General features: G+C 70.5%; 13 protein-coding genes and 1 tRNA gene. 13 read left to right on the top strand and 1 reads right to left on the bottom strand.

What is annotated here, in order from left to right:
* Positions 1-68: 68 nt before the first annotated feature.
* The 3 genes from gltB to pyk all read left to right on the top strand — a co-directional run bounded on the left by gltB (position 69) and on the right by pyk (position 7,588).
* A complete protein-coding gene (gene gltB / locus ABME01_RS06935) occupies positions 69-4,592 on the top strand; it encodes a glutamate synthase large subunit (RefSeq protein ID WP_353827665.1) in 4,524 nt (1,507 codons plus the stop codon).
* A gap of 53 nt (positions 4,593-4,645) precedes the next feature.
* Entirely contained in the window at positions 4,646-6,103 is a 1,458-nt protein-coding gene (locus ABME01_RS06930; protein ID WP_353827640.1) for a glutamate synthase subunit beta, read from the top strand.
* A 69-nt stretch (positions 6,104-6,172) separates the two neighbouring features.
* Positions 6,173-7,588: a pyruvate kinase gene (gene pyk / locus ABME01_RS06925; protein WP_353827639.1), complete on the top strand. Its 1,416-nt coding sequence runs from the start codon at positions 6,173-6,175 to the stop codon at positions 7,586-7,588.
* A gap of 176 nt (positions 7,589-7,764) precedes the next feature.
* Here the strand turns inward: pyk and ABME01_RS06920 are convergent.
* A tRNA-Leu gene (locus tag ABME01_RS06920) sits at positions 7,765-7,847 on the bottom strand.
* 37 nt (positions 7,848-7,884) lie between these two features.
* Here ABME01_RS06920 and ABME01_RS06915 point away from each other — a divergent pair.
* The 10 genes from ABME01_RS06915 to whiA all read left to right on the top strand — a co-directional run bounded on the left by ABME01_RS06915 (position 7,885) and on the right by whiA (position 24,520).
* Positions 7,885-8,493, top strand: coding sequence for an ANTAR domain-containing response regulator (locus ABME01_RS06915; protein ID WP_353827638.1), 609 nt, complete (start codon positions 7,885-7,887; stop codon positions 8,491-8,493).
* A gap of 187 nt (positions 8,494-8,680) precedes the next feature.
* A complete protein-coding gene (gene polA / locus ABME01_RS06910) occupies positions 8,681-11,368 on the top strand; it encodes a DNA polymerase I (protein ID WP_353827637.1) in 2,688 nt (895 codons plus the stop codon).
* A 73-nt stretch (positions 11,369-11,441) separates the two neighbouring features.
* Positions 11,442-13,121, top strand: a complete 1,680-nt coding sequence (locus tag ABME01_RS06905) for a DUF885 domain-containing protein (RefSeq protein ID WP_353827636.1) — start codon at positions 11,442-11,444, stop codon at positions 13,119-13,121.
* Between the two features lie 200 nt (positions 13,122-13,321).
* The gene (gene rpsA / locus ABME01_RS06900) at positions 13,322-14,764 is read left to right on the top strand and encodes a 30S ribosomal protein S1 (RefSeq protein WP_353827635.1); all 1,443 of its coding nucleotides are present in this window, start codon (positions 13,322-13,324) and stop codon (positions 14,762-14,764) included.
* A 116-nt stretch (positions 14,765-14,880) separates the two neighbouring features.
* Entirely contained in the window at positions 14,881-15,510 is a 630-nt protein-coding gene (coaE, locus tag ABME01_RS06895; RefSeq protein ID WP_353827634.1) for a dephospho-CoA kinase, read from the top strand.
* A 74-nt stretch (positions 15,511-15,584) separates the two neighbouring features.
* Positions 15,585-17,645, top strand: coding sequence for an excinuclease ABC subunit UvrB (uvrB, locus tag ABME01_RS06890; protein WP_353827633.1), 2,061 nt, complete (start codon positions 15,585-15,587; stop codon positions 17,643-17,645).
* A 109-nt stretch (positions 17,646-17,754) separates the two neighbouring features.
* Complete coding sequence (uvrA, locus tag ABME01_RS06885) at positions 17,755-20,646, top strand: excinuclease ABC subunit UvrA (protein ID WP_353827632.1); 2,892 nt, start codon at positions 17,755-17,757, stop codon at positions 20,644-20,646.
* Positions 20,647-20,648: 2 nt separating this feature from the next.
* A complete protein-coding gene (gene uvrC / locus ABME01_RS06880; protein WP_353827631.1) occupies positions 20,649-22,583 on the top strand; it encodes an excinuclease ABC subunit UvrC in 1,935 nt (644 codons plus the stop codon).
* A gap of 16 nt (positions 22,584-22,599) precedes the next feature.
* Positions 22,600-23,496, top strand: a complete 897-nt coding sequence (gene rapZ, locus ABME01_RS06875) for an RNase adapter RapZ (protein ID WP_353827630.1) — start codon at positions 22,600-22,602, stop codon at positions 23,494-23,496.
* Positions 23,497-23,539: 43 nt separating this feature from the next.
* On the top strand, positions 23,540-24,520 hold the full coding sequence (gene whiA / locus ABME01_RS06870; RefSeq protein WP_353827629.1) for a DNA-binding protein WhiA: 981 nt from the start codon (positions 23,540-23,542) through the stop codon (positions 24,518-24,520).
* Positions 24,521-24,619: the final 99 nt, after the last annotated feature.

The raw sequence follows: 24,619 nt of genomic DNA, 5'->3' as shown, positions 1-24,619 counted from the left end.
GAGGACGGTCCAACGTGTCGCTTCCCCTTCCCCACTCCAGGTTCGGACTGACGCCCCCCGCCCAGGGCATGTACGATCCCGCCGCCGAGAAGGATGCCTGCGGGCTCGCGATGGTCGCGACCCTGCGCGGAACCGCAGGCCACGACATCATCACCGCGGCGCTCGACGCGCTGCGCAACCTCGAGCACCGCGGCGCCGTGGGCTCGGATGCGGGCACCGGCGACGGCGCCGGAATCATCACGCAGGTGCCCGACGCGTTCCTGCGCGCGGTGGTCGACTTCCCCCTTCCGGATGCCGGCGCCTACGCCGTCGGCAACGCCTTCCTGCCGGTCGACCCAACCGCGCGCAGCCAGGTCAAGCAGCAGCTGCAGCGCATCGCCGTGGCCGAGGGCCTCGAAGTCATCGGATGGCGCGAGGTGCCGGTCCGCCCGGAGGAGCTCGGCACGCTCGCGCGCGCGGCGATGCCGGCCGTCCAGCAGCTCTACGTCCGCAGCTCCGCCAACACGGCCGACGGCGCGCACCTCGCCGGCATCGCGCTGGACCGCCTGACCTTCCGCCTGCGCAAGCGGGCCGAGCGCGAACTCGAGCTCTACTTCGCGTCGCTGTCGAGCCGGACCATGGTCTACAAGGGCATGGTCACGACGCTCCAGCTCGAGCCGTTCTACCCCGACCTCTCCGACGAGCGATTCGCCTCGAAGCTCGCCCTCGTGCACTCGCGCTACTCGACGAACACCTTCCCGTCGTGGCCGCTCGCGCAGCCGTTCCGCATGATCGCGCACAACGGCGAGATCAACACCATCCAGGGCAACCGGAACTGGATGCGGGCGCGGCAGTCGCAGCTCGAGGCCGACGCGCTCGGCGACCTCGCGCCGCTCATGCCGATCGTGACGCCCGGCGCGAGCGACTCCGCGTCCTTCGACGAGGTCGTCGAGCTGCTGACGCTCGCCGGCCGCAGCCTGCCGCACGCCGTCATGATGATGGTGCCGGAGGCGTGGGAGAAGCAGGCCGAGATCGATCCCGCGCGGCGCGCCTTCTACGACTACCACTCCATGCTCATGGAGCCGTGGGACGGCCCCGCGGCGATCGTCTTCACCGACGGCGCGCTCGTCGGGGCGACCCTCGACCGCAACGGCCTCCGTCCGGGCCGGTACCTCGTGACCGACGACGGGCTGATCGTGCTCGCGAGCGAGATCGGCGTCATCGACCTGCCGCAGCGGAAGGTCGTGCGCAAGGGGCGGCTGCAGCCCGGCCGCATGTTCCTCGTCGACACGGAGGCCGGCCGGCTGATCGAGGACGACGAGATCAAGGCCGGGCTCGCGGCATCCGAGCCCTGGGGACAGTGGCTCGACGACGGGCGGATCCGCCTGACGGACCTGCCCGAGCGCGAGCACATCGTGCACCCGCCCGCGTCCGTGAACCGCCGACAGCGCACCTTCGGGTACACCGAGGAGGAGGTGAAGATCCTCCTCACGCCGATGGCGCGAACGGGTGCCGAGCCGATCGGCGCAATGGGTTCGGATACGCCGATCGCGGTGCTCAGCGAGCGCCCGCGACTGCTCTTCGACTACTTCACGCAGCAGTTCGCGCAGGTCACGAACCCGCCGCTCGACTCGATCCGCGAGCAGGTGGTCACCTCGCTCGCGACCTCGCTCGGACCGGAGCGGAACCTCCTGGCCGCCGGCCCCGAGCACGCGCGGCAGGTGTCGCTCGACTTCCCCGTGATCGACAACGACCAGCTCGCGAAGATCGTGCACATGACGTCGCCGTCGGGCGCGCGCTCGACGCGCACGCTGCGCGGCCTGTACCGCGTAGACGAGGGGCCCGAGGGGCTGCGCGAGCGCATCGACGAGCTGTGCCGCGAGGTCGACGAGGCGATCGACGAGGGCGCGTCGTTCATCGTGCTGAGCGATCGCGACACCACCAAGGACCTCGCGCCGATCCCGTCGCTGCTCATGCTCTCCGCCGTGCACCACCACCTGATCCGCTCCGAGACGCGCATGAAGGCGGGCCTCGTGGTCGAGGCCGGCGACGTACGCGAGGTCCACCACGTCGCGCTGCTCGTCGGCTACGGCGCCTCGGCCGTGAACCCGTACCTCGCGATGGAGACCTGCGAGGAGCTCGTGCGCTCGGGCGTCCTCACGGGCGTCACGCCCGAGCAGGCCGTGCGGAACGTGATCACGGCGCTCGGCAAGGGCGTGCTGAAGATCATGTCGAAGATGGGCATCTCGACCATCGCGTCCTACGCGGGTGCGCAGGCGTTCGAGGCGGTCGGCCTCTCGCAGGAGTTCATCGACGAGTTCTTCACGGGCACCACCTCGAAGCTCGGCGGCGTCGGACTCGACGTGATCGCGGACGAGAACCGGTCGCGGCACGAGATCGCCTACCCGTCCGACGTCGCCGTCCGCGCCCACGAGCGGTTGATGACGGGCGGCGAGTACCAGTGGCGGCGCGACGGCTCCCCGCACGTCTTCAACCCCGAGACCGTGTTCCGCCTGCAGCACTCGACGCGGAACCGGCGCTACGACATCTTCCGCGAGTACACGTCGATGGTCGACACGCAGGCGGAGCAGCTGATGACGCTCCGCGGGATGTTCGCCCTGCGCACCGGGATGCGGCCGCCGGTCCCCATCGACGAGGTCGAACCGGTCGAGTCGATCGTCAAGCGCTTCTCGACGGGGGCGATGAGCTACGGCTCGATCTCGAAGGAGGCCCACGAGACCCTCGCGATCGCCATGAACCGGCTCGGCGGCAAGTCGAACACCGGCGAGGGCGGCGAGGACCTGGATCGGCTGCTGGACCCCGAGCGCCGCAGTGCGATCAAGCAGGTCGCATCGGGCCGGTTCGGCGTGACGAGCATGTACCTCACGCACGCCGAGGACATCCAGATCAAGCTCGCGCAGGGCGCGAAGCCCGGCGAGGGCGGCCAGCTGCCGCCGACGAAGGTGTACCCGTGGGTCGCTCGCACGCGTCATGCGACCGCGGGCGTCGGGCTCATCTCGCCGCCGCCGCACCACGACATCTACTCGATCGAGGACCTCAAGCAGCTGATCTTCGACCTCAAGCGCGCGAACCCGAACGCCCGCGTGCACGTCAAGCTCGTGAGCCAGTCCGGGATCGGCGCGGTCGCCGCGGGCACCGCGAAGGCGCTCGCCGACGTCATCCTCGTCTCGGGGCACGACGGCGGCACCGGAGCGAGCCCGCTCAACTCCCTGAAGCACGCGGGAACGCCGTGGGAGCTCGGCCTCGCCGAGACGCAGCAGACGCTCATGCTGAACGGCATGCGCGACCGGGTCGTCGTGCAGGTCGACGGGCAGCTCAAGACCGGGCGCGATGTCCTGATCGGCGCGCTGCTCGGCGCCGAGGAGTTCGGGTTCGCGACGGCGCCGCTCGTCGTCGAGGGCTGCGTGATGATGCGGGTCTGCCACCTCGACACCTGCCCGGTCGGCGTCGCGACCCAGAACCCGGAGCTGCGCAAGCGCTTCACGGGCAAGCCCGAGTTCGTCGTGAACTTCTTCGAGTTCATCGCCCAGGAGGTGCGGGAGCACCTTGCGGCGCTCGGCTACCGGTCGCTCGACGAGGTCATCGGCCGGCGCGAGCTCCTCGACGTCGACCGCGCGGTGGCGCACTGGAAGGCCTCAGGGCTCGACCTCACTCCCGTGCTCGTCGGCCCGGACTTCTCCGAGTCCGAGCCGCGGCGCAACGGCCGCCCGCAGGACCACGAGCTCGAGGAGCACTTCGACAACGAGCTCATCCGCCGCGCCGGGATCGTCCTCGAGGAGGGCGGTCGCGTCGAGATCGACCTGCCCGTCAAGAACACGGCGCGTGCGGTCGGCACGATGCTCGGCCACCAGGTGACCGCCCGCCACGGCGCCCAGGGACTTCCCCCGGGGTCGATCGAGGTGACGCTCACCGGCAGCGCCGGGCAGTCGCTCGGGGCGTTCCTGCCGGGCGGCGTCCGCCTCCGGCTCGAGGGCGACTCGAACGACTACGTCGGCAAGGGGCTCTCGGGCGGGCAGATCATCGTGCGCCCCTCGCGCGAGGCGGGCTTCGTCGCCGAGCGCAACGTCATCGCGGGCAACGTCATCGGCTACGGCGCCACGCAGGGCAGCATGTTCATCCGCGGCATCGTGGGGGAGCGCTTCCTCGTCCGCAACTCGGGTGCGACGGCCGTCGTCGAGGGCGTGGGCGACCACGCGCTCGAGTACATGACTGGCGGGCTCGCGCTCATCATCGGCGGGACCGGGCGCAACCTCGGCGCGGGCATGTCGGGCGGCACGGCGTACGTGCTCGACCTCGCCGAGGCGAAGGTCAACCGCGAGGCGCTCGCGACCGGGGAACTCGAGCTGCACCCCCTCGGCAGCGCCGATCACGAGATCGTGCGCGACCTGCTCGAGCAGCACCTCGAGCACACCGAGTCGGCGGTCGCCGCGACCCTCCTCGCCGAGGGCGACGGCGCGTTCGACCGCTTCACGAAGGTGCTCCCGCGCGACTACGCCGCGGTGCTTCGCACGCGCCAGAGCGCGGTCGACGAGGGGCTGGACCCCGACGGCGACGTCGTCTGGTCGCGGATCCTGGAGGTGACCGGTGGCTGAGCCGACGAACGACCGGAATCGGGCGCTGCCCGTCGAGCGCATGGAGGTGACGGGTGGCTGACCCGAAGGGCTTTCTGAAGGTCACCGAGCGGGAGCTGCCGAAGCGCCGTCCCGTCCCGGTGCGGATCATGGACTGGAAAGAGGTCTACGAGGCCGGCGACTCCGCGCAGTTGCGTCGCCAGGCGGGGCGCTGCATGGACTGCGGCATCCCGTTCTGCCATCAGGGCTGCCCGCTCGGCAACCTGATCCCCGAGTGGAACGACCTCGTGTGGCGCGGCGAGGGCCGCGCGGCGATCGAGCGACTGCACGCGACGAACAACTTCCCGGAGTTCACGGGGCGGCTGTGCCCGGCGCCGTGCGAGTCGTCGTGCGTGCTCGGCATCAACCAGCCCGCCGTCACGATCAAGCAGGTCGAGGTCTCGATCATCGACCAGGCGTTCGGCAGCGGCTGGGTGCAGCCGCAGCCCCCGGGGCGGCTGACGGGCAAGACGGTGGCCGTCGTCGGCTCCGGCCCCGCGGGCCTGGCCGCCGCGCAGCAGCTCACGCGCGCCGGCCACACGGTGGCCGTGTACGAGCGCGACGACCGCATCGGCGGGCTCCTGCGCTACGGCATCCCCGACTTCAAGATGGAGAAGCGGCACCTCGACCAGCGCCTCGCGCAGATGACCGCCGAGGGGACCCGCTTCCGCGCGGGCGTCGAGATCGGCGTCGACCTGACCTGGGACGAGCTGCGTCGTCGCTACGACGCGGTCGTGGTCGCGACCGGTGCGCTCGAGCCGCGCGACCTGCCGATCCCGGGACGCGACCTGCCGGGCGTGCACTTCGCCATGGAGTACCTGACGCAGGCCAACCGCGTGGGCGCGGGCGACGACGTGTTCGACCAGATCAGCGCCGAGGGCAAGCACGTCGTCGTGCTCGGCGGCGGCGACACGGGCGCCGACTGCATCGGCACGGCGCACCGCCAGGGCGCGCTCTCGGTCACGAACCTCGCCATCGGCAAGCAGCCGAGCCCGACCCGCTCGGCCGACCAGCCCTGGCCCATGCACCCGAACCTGTTCGAGGTGCAGAGCGCGCACGAGGAGGGCGGCCAGCGCCAGTACCTCGCCTCGACCGTCGAGTTCCTCGCGAACGAGATGGGCGAGGTCCGCGCCATCCGCGTCGCCGAGACCGAGTACCTCGACGGCCGCCGCGTGCCCAAGGCGGGCACCGAGCGGGAGATCCCGGCCGACCTCGTCCTGCTCGCGCTCGGCTTCACCGGTCCCGAGACCGAGGCGGCCTCGGACCAGCTCGGCCTGCTGGCCACCGACCGCGGCAACTTCGCGCGCGGCGACGACTACGCGACCGGCGAGGCCGGCGTGTTCGTGGCGGGCGACGCCGGTCGCGGCCAGTCGCTCATCGTGTGGGCCATCGCCGAGGGCCGGGCTGCGGCCGCATCCGTCGACCGCTACCTTGAAGGTGAGACGCAGCTGCCGAGCCCGATCCCGGCGACGGCGCGAGCCTTCGCCGTGTGACCGGCGCCATCCGGCGCCCGCAGACCCCGATCCAGCGCTACGGCGCGTAACCCCTGGAGCACAGCAGACATGAGAAGAGCGAAGATCGTCGCCACCCTCGGGCCGGCGACATCGAGCTACGAACAGATCCGCGCGATCATCGATGCCGGCGTCGACGTGGCCCGCATGAACCTCAGCCACGGCAGCTACGACGTCCACGAGGGCGTCTACCAGAACGTGCGGAAGGCCGCGAACGACTCCGGTCGCGCGGTCGGGGTGCTCGTCGACCTCCAGGGGCCGAAGATCCGGCTCGGCAAGTTCGCCGACGGCCCGCACGAGCTCGCCGAGGGCGACATCTTCAAGATCACGACCGAGGACATCCTCGGCACGAAGGAGATCGTCGGCACGACCTTCAAGGGCCTGCCCCACGACGTCGAGGAGGGCGACCACCTGCTCATCGACGACGGCAAGGTCCGCGTCGAGGTCCTCGACACCGACGGCACGGTCGTGACCACCAAGGTGATCGTCGCCGGCCCGGTCTCGAACAACAAGGGCATCAACCTCCCGGGCGTCGCGGTGAACGTCCCGGCGCTGTCGGAGAAGGACGAGGCCGACCTGCGCTGGGCGCTCCAGCTCGGCGCCGACGTCATCGCCCTCTCGTTCGTGCGCAACGCCGCCGACATCGACCGCGTCCACGAGATCATGCGCGAGGAGGGTCGCCGACTCCCGGTCATCGCGAAGATCGAGAAGCCGCAGGCCGTCGAGGCGCTCGAGGGGATCATCGAGGCGTTCGACGGCATCATGGTCGCCCGCGGCGACCTCGGCGTCGAGCTCCCTCTCGAGGCGGTGCCGATCGTGCAGAAGCGCGCCGTGGAGATCGCCCGTCGACTGGCCAAGCCGGTCATCGTCGCCACCCAGATGCTCGAGTCGATGACCCACGCGCCGGTTCCGACGCGTGCGGAGACCTCCGACGTCGCGAACGCGATCCTCGACGGCGCGGACGCCGTCATGCTCTCCGGTGAGACCAGCGTCGGCGAGTACCCGGTGCAGACCGTGAAGACCATGGCGCGCATCGTCGCCTCGACCGAGCAGCACGGGCTCGACCGCATCGCCCCGCTCGGCACGAAGCCGCGCACGCAGTCCGGCGCGATCACGCTGGCCGCGGTCGAGGTCGCCGACTTCGTCGAGGCGAAGTACCTGTGCGTGTTCACGGAGACCGGGGAATCGGTGCGGCGGATGGCGCGCATCCGGTCGGTGATCCCGATCCTCGCGTTCACGCCGGATCCCGCGATCCGCCGTCGCATGGCGCTCTACTGGGGCGTGGAGTCGTTCGTCGTCGACCGCGTGACCCACACCGACCAGATGGTCGGCCAGGTCGACGACGTGCTCGAGAAGACCGGGAAGGCCCAGAACGGCGAGAAGGTCGTCATCATCTCGGGCTCGCCTCCCGGCATCCCGGGCACCACCAACGACGTGCGCGTGCACATCGTCGGCGAGGTGCTCTGATCCGATCCCCACGGCCCGGGCGCGCGAACGCGCGACCGGGCCGTGGGCGTCTCCGGGCGCCCGCGAGGGCGATGCGGGGCGGCCGCGGCGTGCGACGGTGCGGCCCGAGGACAGGGCGCCGGGTCGGCGCGGGGACACCGCGGAGACTCGCCCCTCGGGGCGGATGAGGTGGTCGGTGCCGGTGGTGGGGGTCGAACCCACACGCCCTCTCGGGCAAAGCATTTTGAGTGCTCCGCGTCTGCCATTCCGCCACACCGGCCTGAAGGCCCCGGCCAGAATACCGTAGGCTCTTCTGCGTGACAGACACCGAAGACACCCAGCCGAGCCCGCGTCGCGTGGTCGTCGCGGAGGACGAGTCGCTCATCCGCCTCGACATCGTCGAGATCCTGCGCGACAACGGCTACGAGGTGGTCGGCGAGGCCGGCGACGGCGAGACGGCGGTCCAGCTCGCGACCGAGCTCCGCCCCGACCTGGTCATCATGGACGTGAAGATGCCCCAGCTGGACGGCATCTCGGCCGCGGAGCGACTCTCGAAGGGCCACATCGCCCCGGTCGTGCTCCTCACCGCGTTCAGCCAGAAGGAGCTCGTCGAGCGCGCCAGCGAAGCGGGCGCGCTCGCCTACGTGGTCAAGCCGTTCACCCCCAACGACCTGCTGCCCGCGATCGAGATCGCGCTCGCCCGCCACGCCCAGATCATCGCGCTCGAGGCCGAGGTCGGCGACCTCGTCGAGCGCTTCGAGACCCGCAAGCTCGTGGACCGCGCCAAGGGCCTGCTGAACGAGAAGATGGGGCTGACCGAGCCCGAGGCGTTCCGCTGGATCCAGAAGGCCTCGATGGACCGACGCCTCACCATGAAGGACGTGTCCCAGGCGATCATCGAGCAGCTGGCGCCCAAGAAGTCCTGAACCCCTGAACCGACCGGGCCGAGCGCCCGCCGGCGGATGCCGCGACGACCCGTTCGTCGCGGCATCCGTCGTCCCGGCGGGCTCCTCCCGAGTCCCGTGCGGCCGTCGCCTCGGGCGGCCTCGCGCGACGTCGCGGGCGGGCCCGCTGCGGCGCGAGCGTGTCGGCGGCCGCTTGTAGGCTTGGCGGGTGCCGGACCCCACCCCCGAGAAGCCCACCCTGCTCGTCGTCGACGGCCACTCGCTGGCCTATCGCGCCTTCTACGCCCTGCCCGTCGACAGCTTCAGCACCAGAGACGGCCAGCACACGAACGCCATCCACGGGTTCCTGTCGATGCTGCTCATGCTGCTGCGCAACGAGCGGCCGACCCACCTGGCCGTCGCATTCGACACGTCGCGCGAGTCGTTCCGCACGCGGGAGTACACCGAGTACAAGGCCAACCGCAGCGCGACCCCGCAGGAGTTCAAGGGCCAGATCCCGCTCCTGAAGGACGCGCTCGAGGCGATGCGCATCACCGTCCTCACGAAGGAGGACTTCGAGGCCGACGACATCCTCGCGACCCTCGCGACCCGCGGCGCCGCTGAGGGCTACGAGGTCCTCGTCGTCTCGGGCGATCGCGACACGATCCAGCTCGTCGACGACGACATCACCCTGCTCTACCCCAACGTGCAGGGCGTCTCCCAGCTCAAGCGCTACGACACCGAGGCGGTCGTCGAGAAGTACGGGGTGCGTCCCGAGCAGTACCCGGACGTCGCGGCGCTGGTCGGCGAGACCAGCGACAACCTGCCCGGCATCACGAAGGTCGGCGAGAAGACCGCCGTGAAGTGGCTCGGCCTGTACGGCAGCCTCGACGGGATCCTCGAGCACATCGACGAGATCAAGGGCGTCGTCGGCGAAAACCTGCGCCGCGAGCGCGAGAACGCGGTGCGGAACCGCCGGCTGAATCGCCTCGTGCGCGACCTCGAGCTCGACGTCGACCTCGCCGACCTCTCGGCGAAGCCCATGGACGAGGCCGCGGTCCGCGAGCTGTTCGACCGCCTGGAGTTCAAGACCCTGCTCGAGCGAGTCACCAAGATGGCGGCCGAGTCGAACGGCCTCACGGCCGACGGCAGCGCCGCGCTGTCGGCCCAGGCCGAGCCCGCCGCCGTGACGCCCGCGCCGCAGTCCCTGCGCGGCGACGCACTGGAGGCCTGGTTCGCGCGCGCGACGACGGCGGAGCCCGCAGGCCTCGGGCTCAGCCTCGAGGTGCTCGACGGACGCGTGATCGGCGCCGGCGTCGCGAGCACGACCGAGAGCCTGCGACTCGAGTGGACGCCCGGCGACGCCGGGCTGGCTCCGTTCGAGGCCTGGCTCGCGAGCGTGGCCCCGAAGGTCATGACCGACGCGAAGCCGCAGCTCAAGGCGCTGCATCGCTCGGGCCTCGCGTTCGACGGCCTGGTCGTCGACACGCTCATCGCGGGCTGGCTCGTCCGGCCGAACCTCGCCGAGAAGGACCTCGTCGACCTGGTCTCGCGCTACCTCGGCGAGGAGGTGCCGATGGCCGACCCGGCGCAGCTCGTGCCGGACGCCGAGGGCACCGCCGGCGCTCCCGAGTTCGCCTGGTACTCGCTCCGAGTCGCGCCGATCGTGCTCGCCTCCCTCTCCGAGGGCTCTCGGCGGGTGCTCGCCGACATCGAGATCCCGATCGTGGGCATCCTCGCCGAGATGGAGCTGCGCGGCGTCACCGTCGAGCACGACCGGCTCGCGGCGCTGTCGTCGCAGCTGGGGGAGCGGGCGGCCGGGCTCGCGCAGTCGGCGTACGCCGAGATCGGTCGCGAGGTGAACCTCGGCTCGCCCAAGCAGCTGCAGGAGGTGCTCTTCGACCAGCTCGGCATGCCGAAGACCCGAGCCACGAAGACCGGCTACTCGACCGATGCCGGTGCATTGGCCGACCTGCAGGAGAGCAACCCGCATCCCTTCCTCGGGCTCCTGCTCGAGCACCGCGACGCGACCAAGCTGCGCCAGATCGTCGAGACGCTCGACAAGTCCATCCAGTCCGACGGCCGCGTGCACACGAGCTACGTGCAGGTGGGCACGACGACCGGCCGCATCTCCTCGACCGACCCGAACCTGCAGAACATCCCGGTCCGCACCGAGGAGGGCCGGCGCATCCGCGCGGCCTTCACGCACGGCCCGGAGTACGTCGAGCTGCTGACCGCCGACTACTCGCAGATCGAGATGCGCATCATGGCCCATCTCTCGGAGGACCCGGGCCTGATCGAGGCGTTCCACTCCGGCGAGGACCTCCACCGCTTCGTGGGCGCCCGCATCTTCGACGTCGACCCGGCCGACGTGACGCCGCTCATGCGCACCAAGGTGAAGGCGATGTCGTACGGACTCGCCTACGGGCTCAGCGCCTTCGGGCTGTCGAAGCAGTTGCGCATCGACCGGTCCGAGGCGACCACGCTCATGACCGACTACTTCGAGCGGTTCGGCGCCGTCCGCGACTACCTCCGCGGCGTCGTCGCCCAGGCGAAGCTCGACGGCTACACCGAGACCATCTTCGGCCGCCGGCGCCCGTTCCCCGACCTCAACAGCCCGAACCGCGTGCTCCGCGAGAACGCCGAGCGGGCCGCGCTCAACGCCCCGATCCAGGGATCGGCGGCCGACATCATGAAGTTCGCGATGATCGGCGTCGAGCGCGAGCTGCGGGCGCGCGAGCTCCGCTCGCGCATGCTCATGCAGGTGCACGACGAGCTCATCTTCGAGGTCGCCGCCGGCGAGGGCGAGGAGCTCGAAGCCGTCGTGCACGATCGGATGTCGCACGCGGCCGATCTGCTGGTACCGCTCGACGTGCAGGTGGGTCGAGGCCGCGACTGGGAGGACGCGGCCCACTGATCCGCCTGGCGCCGGAGGTGAGCCCGCTTCGACGGCTCGCGTCGGCGACATCCGCTCGTCTAGGCTCGCCCGCATGGCCACCGAAGACCGCACCCCGACCGACGTCGATCGCATCGCGGAGGGGTGGGTCGACACCCTGGTCGAGTTGAACCCGACCGTCGGCACCTACATCGGTCGCACGGACCAGGATCACCGGCTGCCGGACTTCTCTCCCGCCGGGCATGCGGCGCGCGTGGCGGCGGTGCGCGAGACGCTGGCCGCCCTGCGGTCGGCGACGCCCGCCGACGAGGTCGACGAGATCACGGTGGCCGACCTCGGGAGCGAGCTCGAGCTGGACCTCGAGGAGGATGTCGCCGACCTGCCGCTGCGCGACCTCAACGTGATCGCGAGCCCGGCGCAGGAGATCCGCGACGTCTTCGACCTCATGCCCACGACCGGCGAGGAGGACTGGGCGCGCATCGCCGCCCGGCTGGCGGCGGTTCCCGGCGCGATCGACGGCTACGTCGAGACGCTCCGCCTGGGCATCGAGCGGGGCTCGGTCCCCGCAGAGCGCCAGGTGCGCGAGGTCGCGCTGCAGGCGCGCAAGCACGCGCGGCCCGACGGGTTCTTCGCCGCGTTCGCCGCGGGCGCGGGGGATGCCGCAGGCGAGGCGCTGCGTCTCGACCTGGACGCCGGGGCGGCGGAGGCCGCGGCGGCCTACGGCCGGCTGGCCGGGTTCCTGGAGGACGAACTCGCGCCGCGTGCCGGACGCGAGGACGCCGTGGGCCGCGAGATCTACGCGCTCCGTTCGCGCCACTTCCTCGGCGCCGTGATCGACCTCGACGAGACGTACGAGTGGGGCATCGAGGAGCTGGCCCGCATGGTGGCCGAGCAGGAGTCGATCGCGAACGAGATCCTGCCCGGCGCGAGCGTCGAGGAGGCCGTCGCGCACCTCGAGGCCGACCCGTCGCGCAAGCTCTTCGGCACGGACGCCCTCCGTCGCTGGATGCAGGAGACGAGCGACCGGGCGGTGGCCGAGCTCGGCGAGACCCACTTCGACATCCCCGAGGAGATCCGCACCCTCGAGTGCCGGATCGCCCCCACCCAGGAGGGTGGCATCTACTACACGGGGCCGAGCGACGACTTCAGCCGTCCGGGACGCATGTGGTGGTCGGTGCCCGAGGGCGTGACCGAGTTCGACGCCTGGCGCGAGAAGACCACCGTGTACCACGAGGGCGTCCCCGGCCATCACCTGCAGATCGGGCAGGCCGTGGTGAACCGCGGGCACCTGAACACCTGGCGCCGCCAGCTCGCCGGCACCTCCGGCCACGCCGAGGGCTGGGCGCTGTATGCCGAACGGCTCATGCAGGAGCTCGGCTACCTCGACGACCCCGCGGACCGGCTCGGCATGCTCGACGGCCAGCGGATGCGCGCGGCGCGCGTCGTGCTCGACATCGGCGTGCACCTCGGCAAGCCGCGCCCCGACGGGCAGGGCGCGTGGACGGGGGAGTACGCGTTCGACTTCATGGGCCGGAACGTGAACATGCCGCCCGAGTTCGTCCGCTTCGAGGTGCACCGGTACCTCGGATGGCCCGGCCAGGCGCCGTCGTACAAGGTCGGCCAGCGCATCTGGGAGCAGCTGCGCGACGACCTGCGTCGCCGCGAGGGCGACGGCTTCGACATCCGGGCGTTCCACTCGCGCGCGCTCGGCCTCGGCGGCGTCGGACTCGACACCCTCCGCTCGGCGCTGGCGGGGTCGGCCGCGGCGGCCTGACGCGCGTCGCGTCGCGCGCGACCGGGGCCTGACTGCGCGTCGGACGGACGACACGCCCGGAGTTGCCGCCTGCCCAGCGGAGCGGATAGGATGGACTGTCACTTTTGTGACATCCATGTCCGCCTGCCCGTCGCGGAACAACCAAGACAACGATCTTTCCGCGTCGGGCCTGATTCTGTCCATTACGGAGCATCCACTACATGACAACCGCAACGACCAAGGCGCCCAAGCAGGTCGCGATCAACGACATCGGATCTGCTGACGATTTCCTCGCCGCGGTCGAGAAGACGCTCAAGTTCTTCAACGACGGCGACCTGATCGAGGGCACCGTCGTGAAGATCGACCGCGACGAGGTCCTCCTCGACGTCGGCTACAAGACCGAGGGTGTCATCCCCTCCCGCGAACTTTCCATCAAGCACGACGTCGACCCCAGCGAGGTCGTCGAGGTCGGCGACACCGTCGAGGCCCTCGTCCTCCAGAAGGAGGACAAGGAAGGCCGTCTGATCCTGTCGAAGAAGCGCGCGCAGTACGAGCGCGCGTGGGGCGACGTGGAGAAGATCAAGGAGAACGACGGCGTCGTCACCGGCCAGGTCATCGAGGTCGTCAAGGGCGGCCTCATCGTCGACATCGGCCTCCGCGGCTTCCTGCCCGCGTCGCTCATCGAGCTCCGCCGTGTCCGCGACCTCACGCCGTACCTCGGCCAGGAGCTCGAGGCGAAGATCCTCGAACTCGACAAGAACCGCAACAACGTGGTCCTGTCGCGCCGTGCCCTCCTCGAGCAGACCCAGTCGGAGTCGCGCTCGACCTTCCTGCAGAACCTCCACCCGGGCCAGATCCGCAAGGGCGTCATCTCGTCGATCGTCAACTTCGGTGCGTTCGTCGACCTCGGTGGCGTCGACGGTCTCGTCCACGTCTCGGAGCTCTCGTGGAAGCACATCGAGCACGCGTCCGAGGTCGTCGAGGTCGGCCAGGAGGTCACCGTCGAGGTGCTCTCCGTCGAGCTCGACCGCGAGCGCGTCTCGCTGTCGCTCAAGGCGACCCAGGAGGACCCGTGGCAGGTCTTCGCCCGGACCCACGCCATCGGCCAGGTCACCCCGGGCAAGGTCACCAAGCTGGTTCCGTTCGGTGCGTTCGTGCGCGTCGCGGACGGCATCGAGGGCCTCGTGCACATCTCGGAGCTGTCCGGCCGCCACGTCGAGCTGGCCGAGCAGGTCGTGTCGGTCGGCGAGGAGGTCTTCGTCAAGGTCATCGACATCGACCTCGAGCGTCGTCGCATCTCGCTCTCGCTCAAGCAGGCCAACGAGGGCGTCGACCCCGAGGGCACCGAGTTCGACCCGGCGCTCTACGGCATGCTCACCGAGTACGACGAGCAGGGCAACTACAAGTACCCGGAGGGCTTCGACCCGGAGACCAACGAGTGGCGCGAGGGCTTCGAGGCCGCTCGCGAGGCGTGGGAGCAGGAGTACGCTGCGGCCCAGGCTCGCTGGGAGGCTCACAAGAAGCAGGTCGCGGCCACCATCGCGGCCCAGGCCGAGGACGACTCCTTCGGCGGCTCGACCTACACGAGCGACTCGGCCGGCGCCGGCACCCTCGCCGACGACGCCTCGCTCGCGGCGCTTCGCGAGAAGCTCTCGAGCAACTAGTCGCCGCGCAGCCCGCGCTGCAGGTGCAACGGAAGGCCGGTTCCCTCGGGGGCCGGCCTTCCGGCGTCCCGCCGCCCGGTCGACCGCGCCGCGCTCGCGCCCAATAGGGTGGAGGCGTGTACCTGATCGGCCTCACCGGCGGCATCGCGTCCGGCAAGTCAACCGTCGCGCGTCGGCTCGTCGAGCACGGCGCCGTCCACCTCGATGCCGACCAGCTGGCCAGGCGCGTGGTCGAGCCCGGCACCGCCTGCCTGCAGGCCATCGCCGACGCGTTCGGCGACGAGCTGATCCGCTCGGACGGCACCCTCGACCGCACGCGCCTCGGGGAGATCGTCTTCCACGACGACGAGGCGCGATCGCGGCTGAACGCCATCGTCCATCCGGCCGTGCGCGAGCTCTCGGGTCGGCTCATCGAGAAGGCGGGCGACGAGGATCCCGACGCGGTGGTCGTCTACGACGTCCCGCTGCTCGTGGAGGCGCAGGTGGACCATCCGTTCGACCTGGTGGTGGTGACCAGCGCGCCCAAGCGCGACCAGGTGCGCCGACTCGTGGAGGAGCGCGGACTCGACCCGATCCAGGCCGAGGCGCGGGTGGATGCGCAGGTCTCCGACGAGGAGCGTCGCGCTGTCGCCGACGTCGTGATCGACACCGGCGGCACCCTGGCGCACACGATGAGCCAGACGGATGCGCTCTGGGTCGACGTCGACCGCGCACGACGTTCGCGACGCGAGCAGTCCGGCACCTGACCGGAGGCCGGCCGTCCGCCCACGGCGGAACTCGTCCGGGCGTCGTGTCGGCGGCCGAACCTAGACTGGAATCCATGCAGTCCACCCGTTCCGTGCGCCCGTTCGAGGTCGTCAGCGAGTACGCGCCGAGCGGTGACCAGCCGCAGGCGATCGCCGAGCTCGCGGGCCGTATCAACGCCGGCGAGACCGACGTCGTTCTGCTGGGAGCGACCGGCACCGGCAAGTCCGCGACCACCGCCTGGCTCATCGAGCAGGTGCAGCGACCCACGCTCGTGCTGGCGCACAACAAGACCCTCGCCGCCCAGCTCGCGAACGAGTTCCGCGAGCTGATGCCCCACAACGCGGTCGAGTACTTCGTCTCGTACTACGACTACTACCAGCCCGAGGCGTACGTCCCGCAGACGGACACGTTCATCGAGAAGGACTCCTCGATCAACGCCGAGGTGGAGCGGCTGCGCCACTCCACCACGAACTCGCTGCTGAGCCGGCGCGACGTGGTCGTCGTCTCGACCGTGTCGTGCATCTACGGACTCGGCACGCCCGAGGAGTACCTCAGCGCCATGATGCCGCTGCAGGTCGGCCAGCGCGTCGACCGCGACTGGCTCATCCGCAAGTTCGTCTCGATGCAGTACCAGCGCAACGACGTCGCGTTCTCGCGCGGCACCTTCCGCGTGCGCGGCGACACGATCGAGATCATCCCGGTCTACGAGGAGCACGCGATCCGGATCGAGATGTTCGGTGACGAGGTCGAGGCGCTGCACAGCCTCCACCCGCTGACCGGCTCGGTCATCGCGAAGCTCGACGCGGTCCCGGTCTTCCCGGCATCGCACTACGTCGCGAGCGTCGACGTCATGCAGCGCGCGATCGGCACCATCCGCGACGAGCTCGACGAACGCCTGCAGGAGCTCGAGCGCGAGGGGAAGCTGCTCGAGGCCCAGCGGCTGCGCATGCGCACCACGTTCGACCTCGAGATGATGGAGCAGATCGGCTTCTGCTCGGGGATCGAGAACTACTCGCGCCACATCGACGGCCGCGCCGCGGGGGAGGCGCCGCACTGCCTGCTCGACTACTTCCCGGACGACTACCTGGTCGTGATCGACGAGTCGCACGTGACCGTGCCCCAAATCGGGGCGATGTACGAGGGCGACGCGTCGCGCAAGCGCACGCTCGTCGAGCACGGCTTCCGGCTCCCGAGCGCACTCGACAACCGGCCGCTCAAGTGGGACGAGTTCAAGGACCGCGTCGGCCAGACCGTCTACCTCTCGGCGACCCCGGGGAAGTACGAGATGGGGATCGCCGACGGCGTGGTGGAGCAGATCATCCGCCCGACCGGGCTGGTCGACCCCGAGATCGTCGTGAAGCCGACCAAGGGCCAGATCGACGACCTGCTCGAGGAGATCCGCCTTCGGACCGAGCGCGATGAGCGCGTGCTCGTCACGACGCTGACCAAGCGGATGGCGGAGGAGCTCACCGACTTCCTCACCGAGGCCGGGGTGCGCGTGCGCTACCTGCACTCCGACGTCGACACGCTCCGCCGCGTCGAACTGCTCACCGAGCTCCGGGCGGGCGTCTACGACGTGCTCGTGGGCATCAACCTGCTCCGTGAGGGGCTCGACCTCCCGGAGGTGTCGCTCGTGGCGATCCTCGACGCCGACAAGGAGGGCTTCCTGCGCTCGTCGACCTCGCTCATCCAGACCATCGGGCGCGCGGCGCGCAACGTCTCGGGGCAGGTGCACATGTACGCCGACGTCGAGACGGAGTCGATGCAGCTGGCCATGGAGGAGACGAACCGTCGCCGCGACAAGCAGCTCGAGTACAACCGGGCGAACGGCATCGACCCGGCTCCGTTGCGCAAGCGCATCGCCGACATCACCCAGGTCCTCGCGCGCGAGGAGGCCGACACCGCCGCGCTGCTCGCGGGTCGCGACGGGAAGGGCGGCTCGGCGCCCGCGAAGCGGGACGGCATCGCCGCCGCCGGTGCGAACGACCTTGAGGACCTCATCCGCGACCTGAACGAGCAGATGCTCGAGGCGGCGGGTGAGCTGAAGTTCGAGCTCGCCGCGCGGCTGCGCGACGAGGTCTCCGAACTCAAGCGCGAACTGCGCCAGATGGAGAAGGCGGGCCACCTCGGCTGATCGGCGCATCGCGTCGGCCGCTGCCGTGCGTCCGGGGATCGAACGCGTGTTCGCTGTGAGCACCTGCCGTCAGGGCGGTCATGTCGGAGGGCGTTCGTAAACTCGTAGGGTGCCAGTTTCACGTCTCGATGCCCATTCGCGTCTGAGCGTCCGGGGGGCACGCGTCCACAACCTGCGCGACGTCGACGTGGAGATCCCCCGCGACGCCATGGTCGTCTTCACCGGGCTCTCCGGATCGGGCAAGTCCTCGCTCGCCTTCGACACGATCTTCGCCGAGGGCCAGCGACGCTACGTCGAATCCCTCTCGGCGTACGCGCGGCAGTTCCTCGGCCAGGTGGACCGCCCCGACGTCGACTTCATCGAGGGGCTCAGCCCCGCGGTCTCGATCGACCAGAAGTCGACCAACCGCAACCCCCGTTCGACGGTGGGCACGATCACCGAGATCTACGACTACATGCGCCTGCTGTGGGCGCGCATCGGCGTCCCGCACTGCCCGGTCTGCGGCGAGCGCATCCAGCGCCAGACGGTCCAGCAGATCGCCGACCGGCTCATGGAACTCGAGTCCGGCACCCGCTTCCAGGTGCTGAGCCCGGTCGTGTCGCAGAAGAAGGGCGAGTTCGTCGACCTGTTCCGCGACCTCTCGGGGCAGGGCTACTCGCGCGCCGTCGTCGACGGCGAGCTCATCCGGCTCGACGAGGCCCCGAAGCTGAAGAAGCAGGTCAAGCACGACATCTCGGTCGTGATCGACCGGCTGGTCGCCTCCGACGATATCCTCGGCCGCCTGACCGACTCGCTCGAGACCGCGCTGCGACTGACCGACGGACTCGTCCAGGTCAACTACGTCGACCGCGAGGGGGATGCCGCGTGGCAGACCTTCTCCGAGAAGCTGAGCTGCCCGAACCAGCATCCGATCGCGCTCACCGAGATCGAGCCGCGCACGTTCTCCTTCAACGCCCCGTTCGGCGCGTGCCCCGAGTGCTCCGGCCTCGGCACGCGGATGTCGGTCGACGAGGACCTGCTGCTCGGCGACCCGTCGCTGAGCATCGCCGACGGCGTCATCCTGCCGTGGACCTCGCAGGGCAAGAGCCTCTACAACTACTACGAGAAGCTGCTCGACGGGCTCGCCCGCGACCTCGGGTTCTCGCTCGACACCCCGTGGGAGGAACTCGACGAGTCCGCCCGCGCCGCGGTGCTCCGAGGCGACAACTTCGAGGTCCGCGTGCGCTGGCGCAACCGATACGGCCGCGAGATGAGCTACACCTCCGGCTTCGAGGGGGTCGTCCCCTACATCGAGCGGCAGTACCTGCAGGCCGAGACCGACGTGCAGCGCGCCCGCTGGGCCGAGTACCTGCGAGAGGTGCCGTGCCCGGTCTGCCACGGCGACCGCCTGAAGCCCGAGGTGCTGTCGGTGCTCATCCACGACGCCTCGATCGCCGACGTGTGCCGTCTCAGCCTGCACGACGCCCGCGCGTTCATGGATCGCCTCGAGCTCACCGACCGCGAGCAGACGATCGCGGCCCAGGTGCTCCGGGAGATCAAGCTCCGCCTCGACTTCCTGATCCGGGTCGGGCTCAGCTACCTCGACCTCGCCCGGGCCGCCGGAACCCTCTCGGGCGGGGAGGCGCAGCGCATCCGCCTCGCGACGCAGATCGGATCCGGCCTCACGGGCGTGCTGTACGTGCTCGACGAGCCGAGCATCGGCCTGCACCAGCGCGACAACCGCCGGCTCATCGACACGCTCGTCGCCCTGCGCGACCTCGGCAACACCCTGATCGTCGTCGAGCACGACGAGGACACCATCCGGACGGCCGACTGGATCGTCGACATCGGGCCGGGCGCGGGCGTGCACGGCGGCACGGTCGTGCACAGCGGCAGCTACGCCGACCTGATGAAGAACACCGACTCCCTCACCGGCGATTACCTCGCCGGGCGCAAGGAGATCCCGATCCCCGCTTCGCGGCGTCCGATCGACCCGGAGCGGATGATCCACGTCCAGGGGGCCCAGGCGAACAACCTCCGCAACGTCGACGTCGACTTCCCGCTCGGCACGTTCACCGCCGTCACGGGCGTCAGCGGGTCGGGCAAATCCTCCCTCGTGAACGACATCCTCTACCGGGTGCTCGCCAACCGGCTCAACGGCGCCCGCAAGGTGCCCGGCAAGCACCGTCGGGTCACGGGCCTCGAGCACCTCGACAAGGTCGTGCACGTCGACCAGGCACCGATCGGTCGCACGCCGCGCTCGAACCCCGCGACCTACACGGGGGTCTTCGACCGCATCCGAACGCTGTTCTCCGAGACCGCGGAGGCGAAGGCGCGCGGCTACCTGCCGGGCCGGTTCAGCTTCAACGTCAAGGGCGGTCGCTGCGACAACTGCCAGGGCGATGGCACGATCAAGATCGAGATGAACTTCCTCCCCGACGTGTACGTCGCGTGCGAGGTGTGCGGCGGCAAGCGGTACAACCGCGAGACGCTGCAGGTGCACTACAAGGGCAAGAACATCTCAGAGGTGCTCGAGATGCCGATCAGCGAGGCGGCCGAGTTCTTCGAGCCGATCTCGGCGATCCACCGGTACCTGAAGACCCTCGTCGACGTCGGGCTCGGGTACGTGCAGCTCGGGCAGAGCGCCACGACGCTCTCCGGGGGCGAGGCGCAGCGTGTAAAGCTCGCCACGGAACTGCAGCGGCGGTCGAACGGGCGCAGCGTCTACGTACTCGACGAACCGACCACCGGACTGCACTTCGAGGACGTCCGGAAGCTGCTCAAGGTGCTCGGCAAGCTCGTCGACAAGGGCAACACGGTCATCGTGATCGAGCACAGCCTCGACGTCATCAAGTCGGCCGACTGGATCGTCGACCTCGGCCCCGAGGGCGGGTCCGGCGGCGGGCAGGTCGTCGCGACGGGCACCCCGGAGCAGGTCGCGCAGGTCCACGAGAGCCACACGGGGTACTTCCTCCGCGAGATCTTCGACGCGGCCGCGGGCCCGGCGGAGGCCGCCAGCTGAGCATGGCGACCACCGTCCCCTATCGTCCGAGGCCGGGCGAGATCCCGACCGACCCGGGTGTCTACCGGTTCCGCGACGCGGAGCGCCGCGTGCTCTACGTCGGCAAGGCGAAGAACCTGCGCGCCCGGCTGTCGAACTACTTCGCGCCGCTGCACACCCTGCACGAGCGGACGCGGCGCATGGTGACCACCGCGTCGTCGGTCGAGTGGACGGTGGTCGGCAACGACATCGAGGCGCTGCAGCTCGAGTACACCTGGATCAAGGAGTTCGCGCCGCCGTTCAACGTCAAGTACCGCGACGACAAGTCCTACCCCTACCTCGCGGTCACCCTCGCCGACGAGGCCCCCCGGGCCATCGTGACGCGTCGACGCGGCATTCCGGGGGCGAAGTACTTCGGCCCGTACCCCAAGGTCTGGGCGGTCAACGAGACCCTCGACCTGCTCCTCAAGCTCTTCCCGATCCGCACGTGCAAGGACTCCGACTACAAGCGCGCGATCCAGACCGGGAAGCCCTGCTTCGCCGGGCAGATCGGGCGGTGCTTCGGCCCGTGCTCCGGCAGGGTCACGGTCGCGGAGCACCGCGCGAACGTCGAACGGTTCGTCGCGTTCATGCAGAACCAGGACCGGCGCATCGTCACCGACCTCACCCAGCAGATGCGGGCCGCCGCAGCCGTGCAGGACTACGAGACCGCCGCGCGACGGCGCGACGAGCTGCAGGCCGCCGAGTCGTTCTTCGAGAAGAGCGCCGTGGTCCTCCGCGAGCACGTCGACGTCGACGTGTTCGGGATCGACCACGACGAGCTCGCCGCGGCCGTCCACCTCTTCATGGTCCGCGGCGGACGCATCCGCGGCGTGCGCTCCTGGACCGTGGACACCGAGCTCGACATGCCGCTCGGCGATCTCGTCGATTCCGTCGTGCAGCACGCCTACGGCGACGACATCCGTCCGCCCGCCGAGGTGGTCGTGCCGGCCCTCCCCGACGACGCCGAGGCGCTCGAGGGATGGCTCGGGGCGATCGGCGGTCGGAAGGTCCGGCTCCGCGCGGCGAAGCGGGGCGACAAGGCCGCGCTGCTCGAGACCGCCAAGCAGAACGCCAAGCAGACCCTGATGCTGTACAAGACTCGGCGCAGCGCCGACTTCACGGCGCGCTCACGCGCGCTGGAGGACATCCAGGAGGCGCTGGGGATGGCTGACGCGCCGCTGCGCATCGAGTGCTTCGACGTCTCCCACCTGAGCGGGACGAACATCGTCGCTTCAATGGTGGTCTTCGAGGACGGCCTTCCGCGCAAGGACGAGTACCGGCGGTTCACGATCCCGAGCTCGACCGACGACACCGACTCCATCCACCAGGTCCTGACCCGGCGCCTGGCCTACCTCGCGGATCCGGGGGACGACGGTACGACGCTGCCCGACGTCGCTGCCGCCGCCGGGGCCGACGCGGTCGCCGACGGCGAGGTCGTCACCTCGACCCGGCGAGCGAAGTTCGCCTACCGGCCGAACCTCCTCGTCGTCGACGGCGGGCAGCCGCAGGTGGCGGCGGCCGAGCGTGCCCTCCGCGAGTCCGGGGTGGAAGGGATCTACCTGTGCGGGATCGCCAAGCGACTCGAGGAGATCTGGACGCCGGAGTCCGACTTCCCGGTGATCCTGCCGCGCAACAGCGACGCCCTCTTCCTCTTCCAGCGCATCCGCGACGAAGCGCACCGGTTCGCGATCACGCACCAGCGGCAGCGCCGCAAGCGCGACATCGCGACCGTGCTGAGCGAGGTGCCCGGGCTCGGCCCGGCCCGCGTGAAGGCGCTGCTGAAGCACTTCGGCTCGGTGGCGCGGCTCCGCGAGGCCGACGAGTCGGCCATCGCCGACGTCCCCGGCATCGGACCGAACCTCGCCACCGCGATCCGCGGCCACCTGCTGGCGACCGCGCGTTCCAGCGCCGACTAGGCTGGACCCTCGGGGGATGCAGGAAGGGAGCGCCGAACGCATGACCGACGGCGATCGCCAGGAGATGCTCATCGTCACCGGGATGTCCGGGGCCGGGCGTTCCACCGTCGCGGACGCGCTCGAGGACCTCGGCTGGTACGTCGTCGACAACCTGCCGCCGCAGATGCTCCGCCCGCTGGTCGAGCTCGCGCAGCGCGCCGGCGCCTCGCTCCCGCGGATCGCGGCCGTGGTCGACATCCGCGGCGGTGAGTTCTTCTCCGAACTCCAGGAGATGGTCGAGTCGCTGCGCGACCGCGTCGACGTGCGCGTGGTGTTCCTCGACGCGAACGACGCGGTGCTCGTGCGTCGCTTCGAGTCCGTCCGCCGTCCGCATCCGCTGCAGGGCGACGGCACGCTGCTCGACGGCATCGGCGCCGAACGCGCCCGGCTCGCCGCCGTTCGCGAGTCGAGCGACATCATCGTCGACACCTCCGACCTGAACATCCACCAGCTCGCGACCCTCGTCACCGAGACCTTCGCCGAGGAGGATCGTGCGGGACTGCGCGTGGCGGTGCAGAGCTTCGGCTTCAAGTACGGCCTGCCGCCCGACGCCGACCTGGTCGCGGACGCGCGGTTCCTCCCGAACCCCTTCTGGGAGCCCGAGCTGCGGTCGCTCTCCGGCCAGGACGACGACGTCAGCGACTACGTCCTCGGGCAGGTCGGAGCGCGTGAGTTCCTCGACGCGTACGTCGCAGCGCTGCGACCCGTGCTCGACGGCTACCAACGGGAGAACAAGCGGCACGCGATGATCGCGATCGGCTGCACCGGCGGCAAGCATCGCTCGGTGGCGCTCGCACGCGAACTCGCGGCGAGGCTCGCATCGATCCCGGGACTCGCGGTCAGCGTGAAGCATCGCGACCTCGGACGGGAATGAACCGGCGCCACGAGCGCCATCGCACGACAGAGAGGACGACCACGTGGCCCTGACGGCTGAGGTGAAAGAGGAGCTGGCGAAGGTCGAGGTCGCGCGGACCTCGGTGCGGGCCGCGGAGCTCGCATCCGTGCTCCGGTTCGCCGGGGGACTCCACATCATCTCGGGGCGGATCGCCATCGAGGCGGAGCTCGACGCACCCGGCCTCGCGCGGCGCGTGACGCGCGACCTCGGGGAGCTCTACGGCGTGCGCCCCGACGTGTCCGTCATCTCGGCCTCGGGCCTGCGCCGGACCAACCAGTACCTCGTCCGGGTGCTCGACGGCGGCGAGACCCTGGCCCGCCAGACCGGGCTGCTCGACGCTCGCCGCCGACCTGTCCGCGGACTGCCGAACAAGCTCACGACCGGGTCCCGCGAGGAGGTCGCGGCCGTGTGGCGCGGCGCGTTCCTGGCCCGCGGAAGCCTCACCGACCCCGGCCGATCGGCGGCGCTCGAGGTGACGTGCCCGGGAAGCGAGACGGCCATGGCGCTCGTGGGAGCCGCCGGGCGACTCGGCGTGCCGGCGAAAGCGCGCGAGGTGCGCGGCGTGCACCGGGTGGTGATCCGCGACGGCGAGGCGATCAGCGCCATGCTCGGCCTCATGGGCGCGACCGAGACGGTCCGCAACTGGGAGGAGCTGCGGCAGCGTCGCGAGGTCCGCGCCACGGCGAACCGCCTGGTGAACTTCGACGACGCGAACCTGCGGCGGTCGGCGCAGGCGGCGGTGGCGGCGTGCGCCCGGGTCGAGCGCGCGATGGAGCTCCTGGGCGACGGGGTGCCCGAGCACCTCCGCTACGCCGGCGAGCTGCGCCTCGCGCACCGCGATGCCAGCCTCGACGAGCTGGGCCACCACGCCGATCCGCCGCTGACGAAGGATGCCGTCGCCGGGCGGATCCGCCGCCTCCTCGCGATGGCCGACAAGCGCGCCGCGGAACTCGGCGTGCCGGGCACGGAGGCGAGCCTGCCCGCCGACCTCGACGACGTCTGAACGGCAGGGGAACGACGACCGTGAAGGTCGTCAACCCTCGTCATCGGCTCGCGGCGCGGGCATAGGATCGAGGAGGCCGCGGTACGCCGGGCAGACGTC

The organism is Agromyces litoreus (assembly GCF_040496015.1).
Classification (GTDB): Bacteria; Actinomycetota; Actinomycetes; order Actinomycetales; family Microbacteriaceae; genus Agromyces; species Agromyces litoreus.
Note: the sequence above shows the minus strand (reverse complement) of the source record. Positions and strands in the feature narration are given on the sequence as shown.

What these genes read in the sequence shown, in the direction of transcription:
- uvrB (WP_353827633.1), top strand. Translation starts at nt 15,585, where the DNA reads ATGCAGTCCACCCGTTCCGTGCGCCCGTTCGAGGTCGTCAGCGAGTAC.
- ABME01_RS06905 (WP_353827636.1), top strand. Translation starts at nt 11,442, where the DNA reads ATGGCCACCGAAGACCGCACCCCGACCGACGTCGATCGCATCGCGGAG.
- pyk (WP_353827639.1), top strand. Translation starts at nt 6,173, where the DNA reads ATGAGAAGAGCGAAGATCGTCGCCACCCTCGGGCCGGCGACATCGAGC.
- rapZ (WP_353827630.1), top strand. Translation starts at nt 22,600, where the DNA reads ATGCAGGAAGGGAGCGCCGAACGCATGACCGACGGCGATCGCCAGGAG.
- gltB (WP_353827665.1), top strand. Translation starts at nt 69, where the DNA reads ATGTACGATCCCGCCGCCGAGAAGGATGCCTGCGGGCTCGCGATGGTC.
- uvrC (WP_353827631.1), top strand. Translation starts at nt 20,649, where the DNA reads ATGGCGACCACCGTCCCCTATCGTCCGAGGCCGGGCGAGATCCCGACC.
- rpsA (WP_353827635.1), top strand. Translation starts at nt 13,322, where the DNA reads ATGACAACCGCAACGACCAAGGCGCCCAAGCAGGTCGCGATCAACGAC.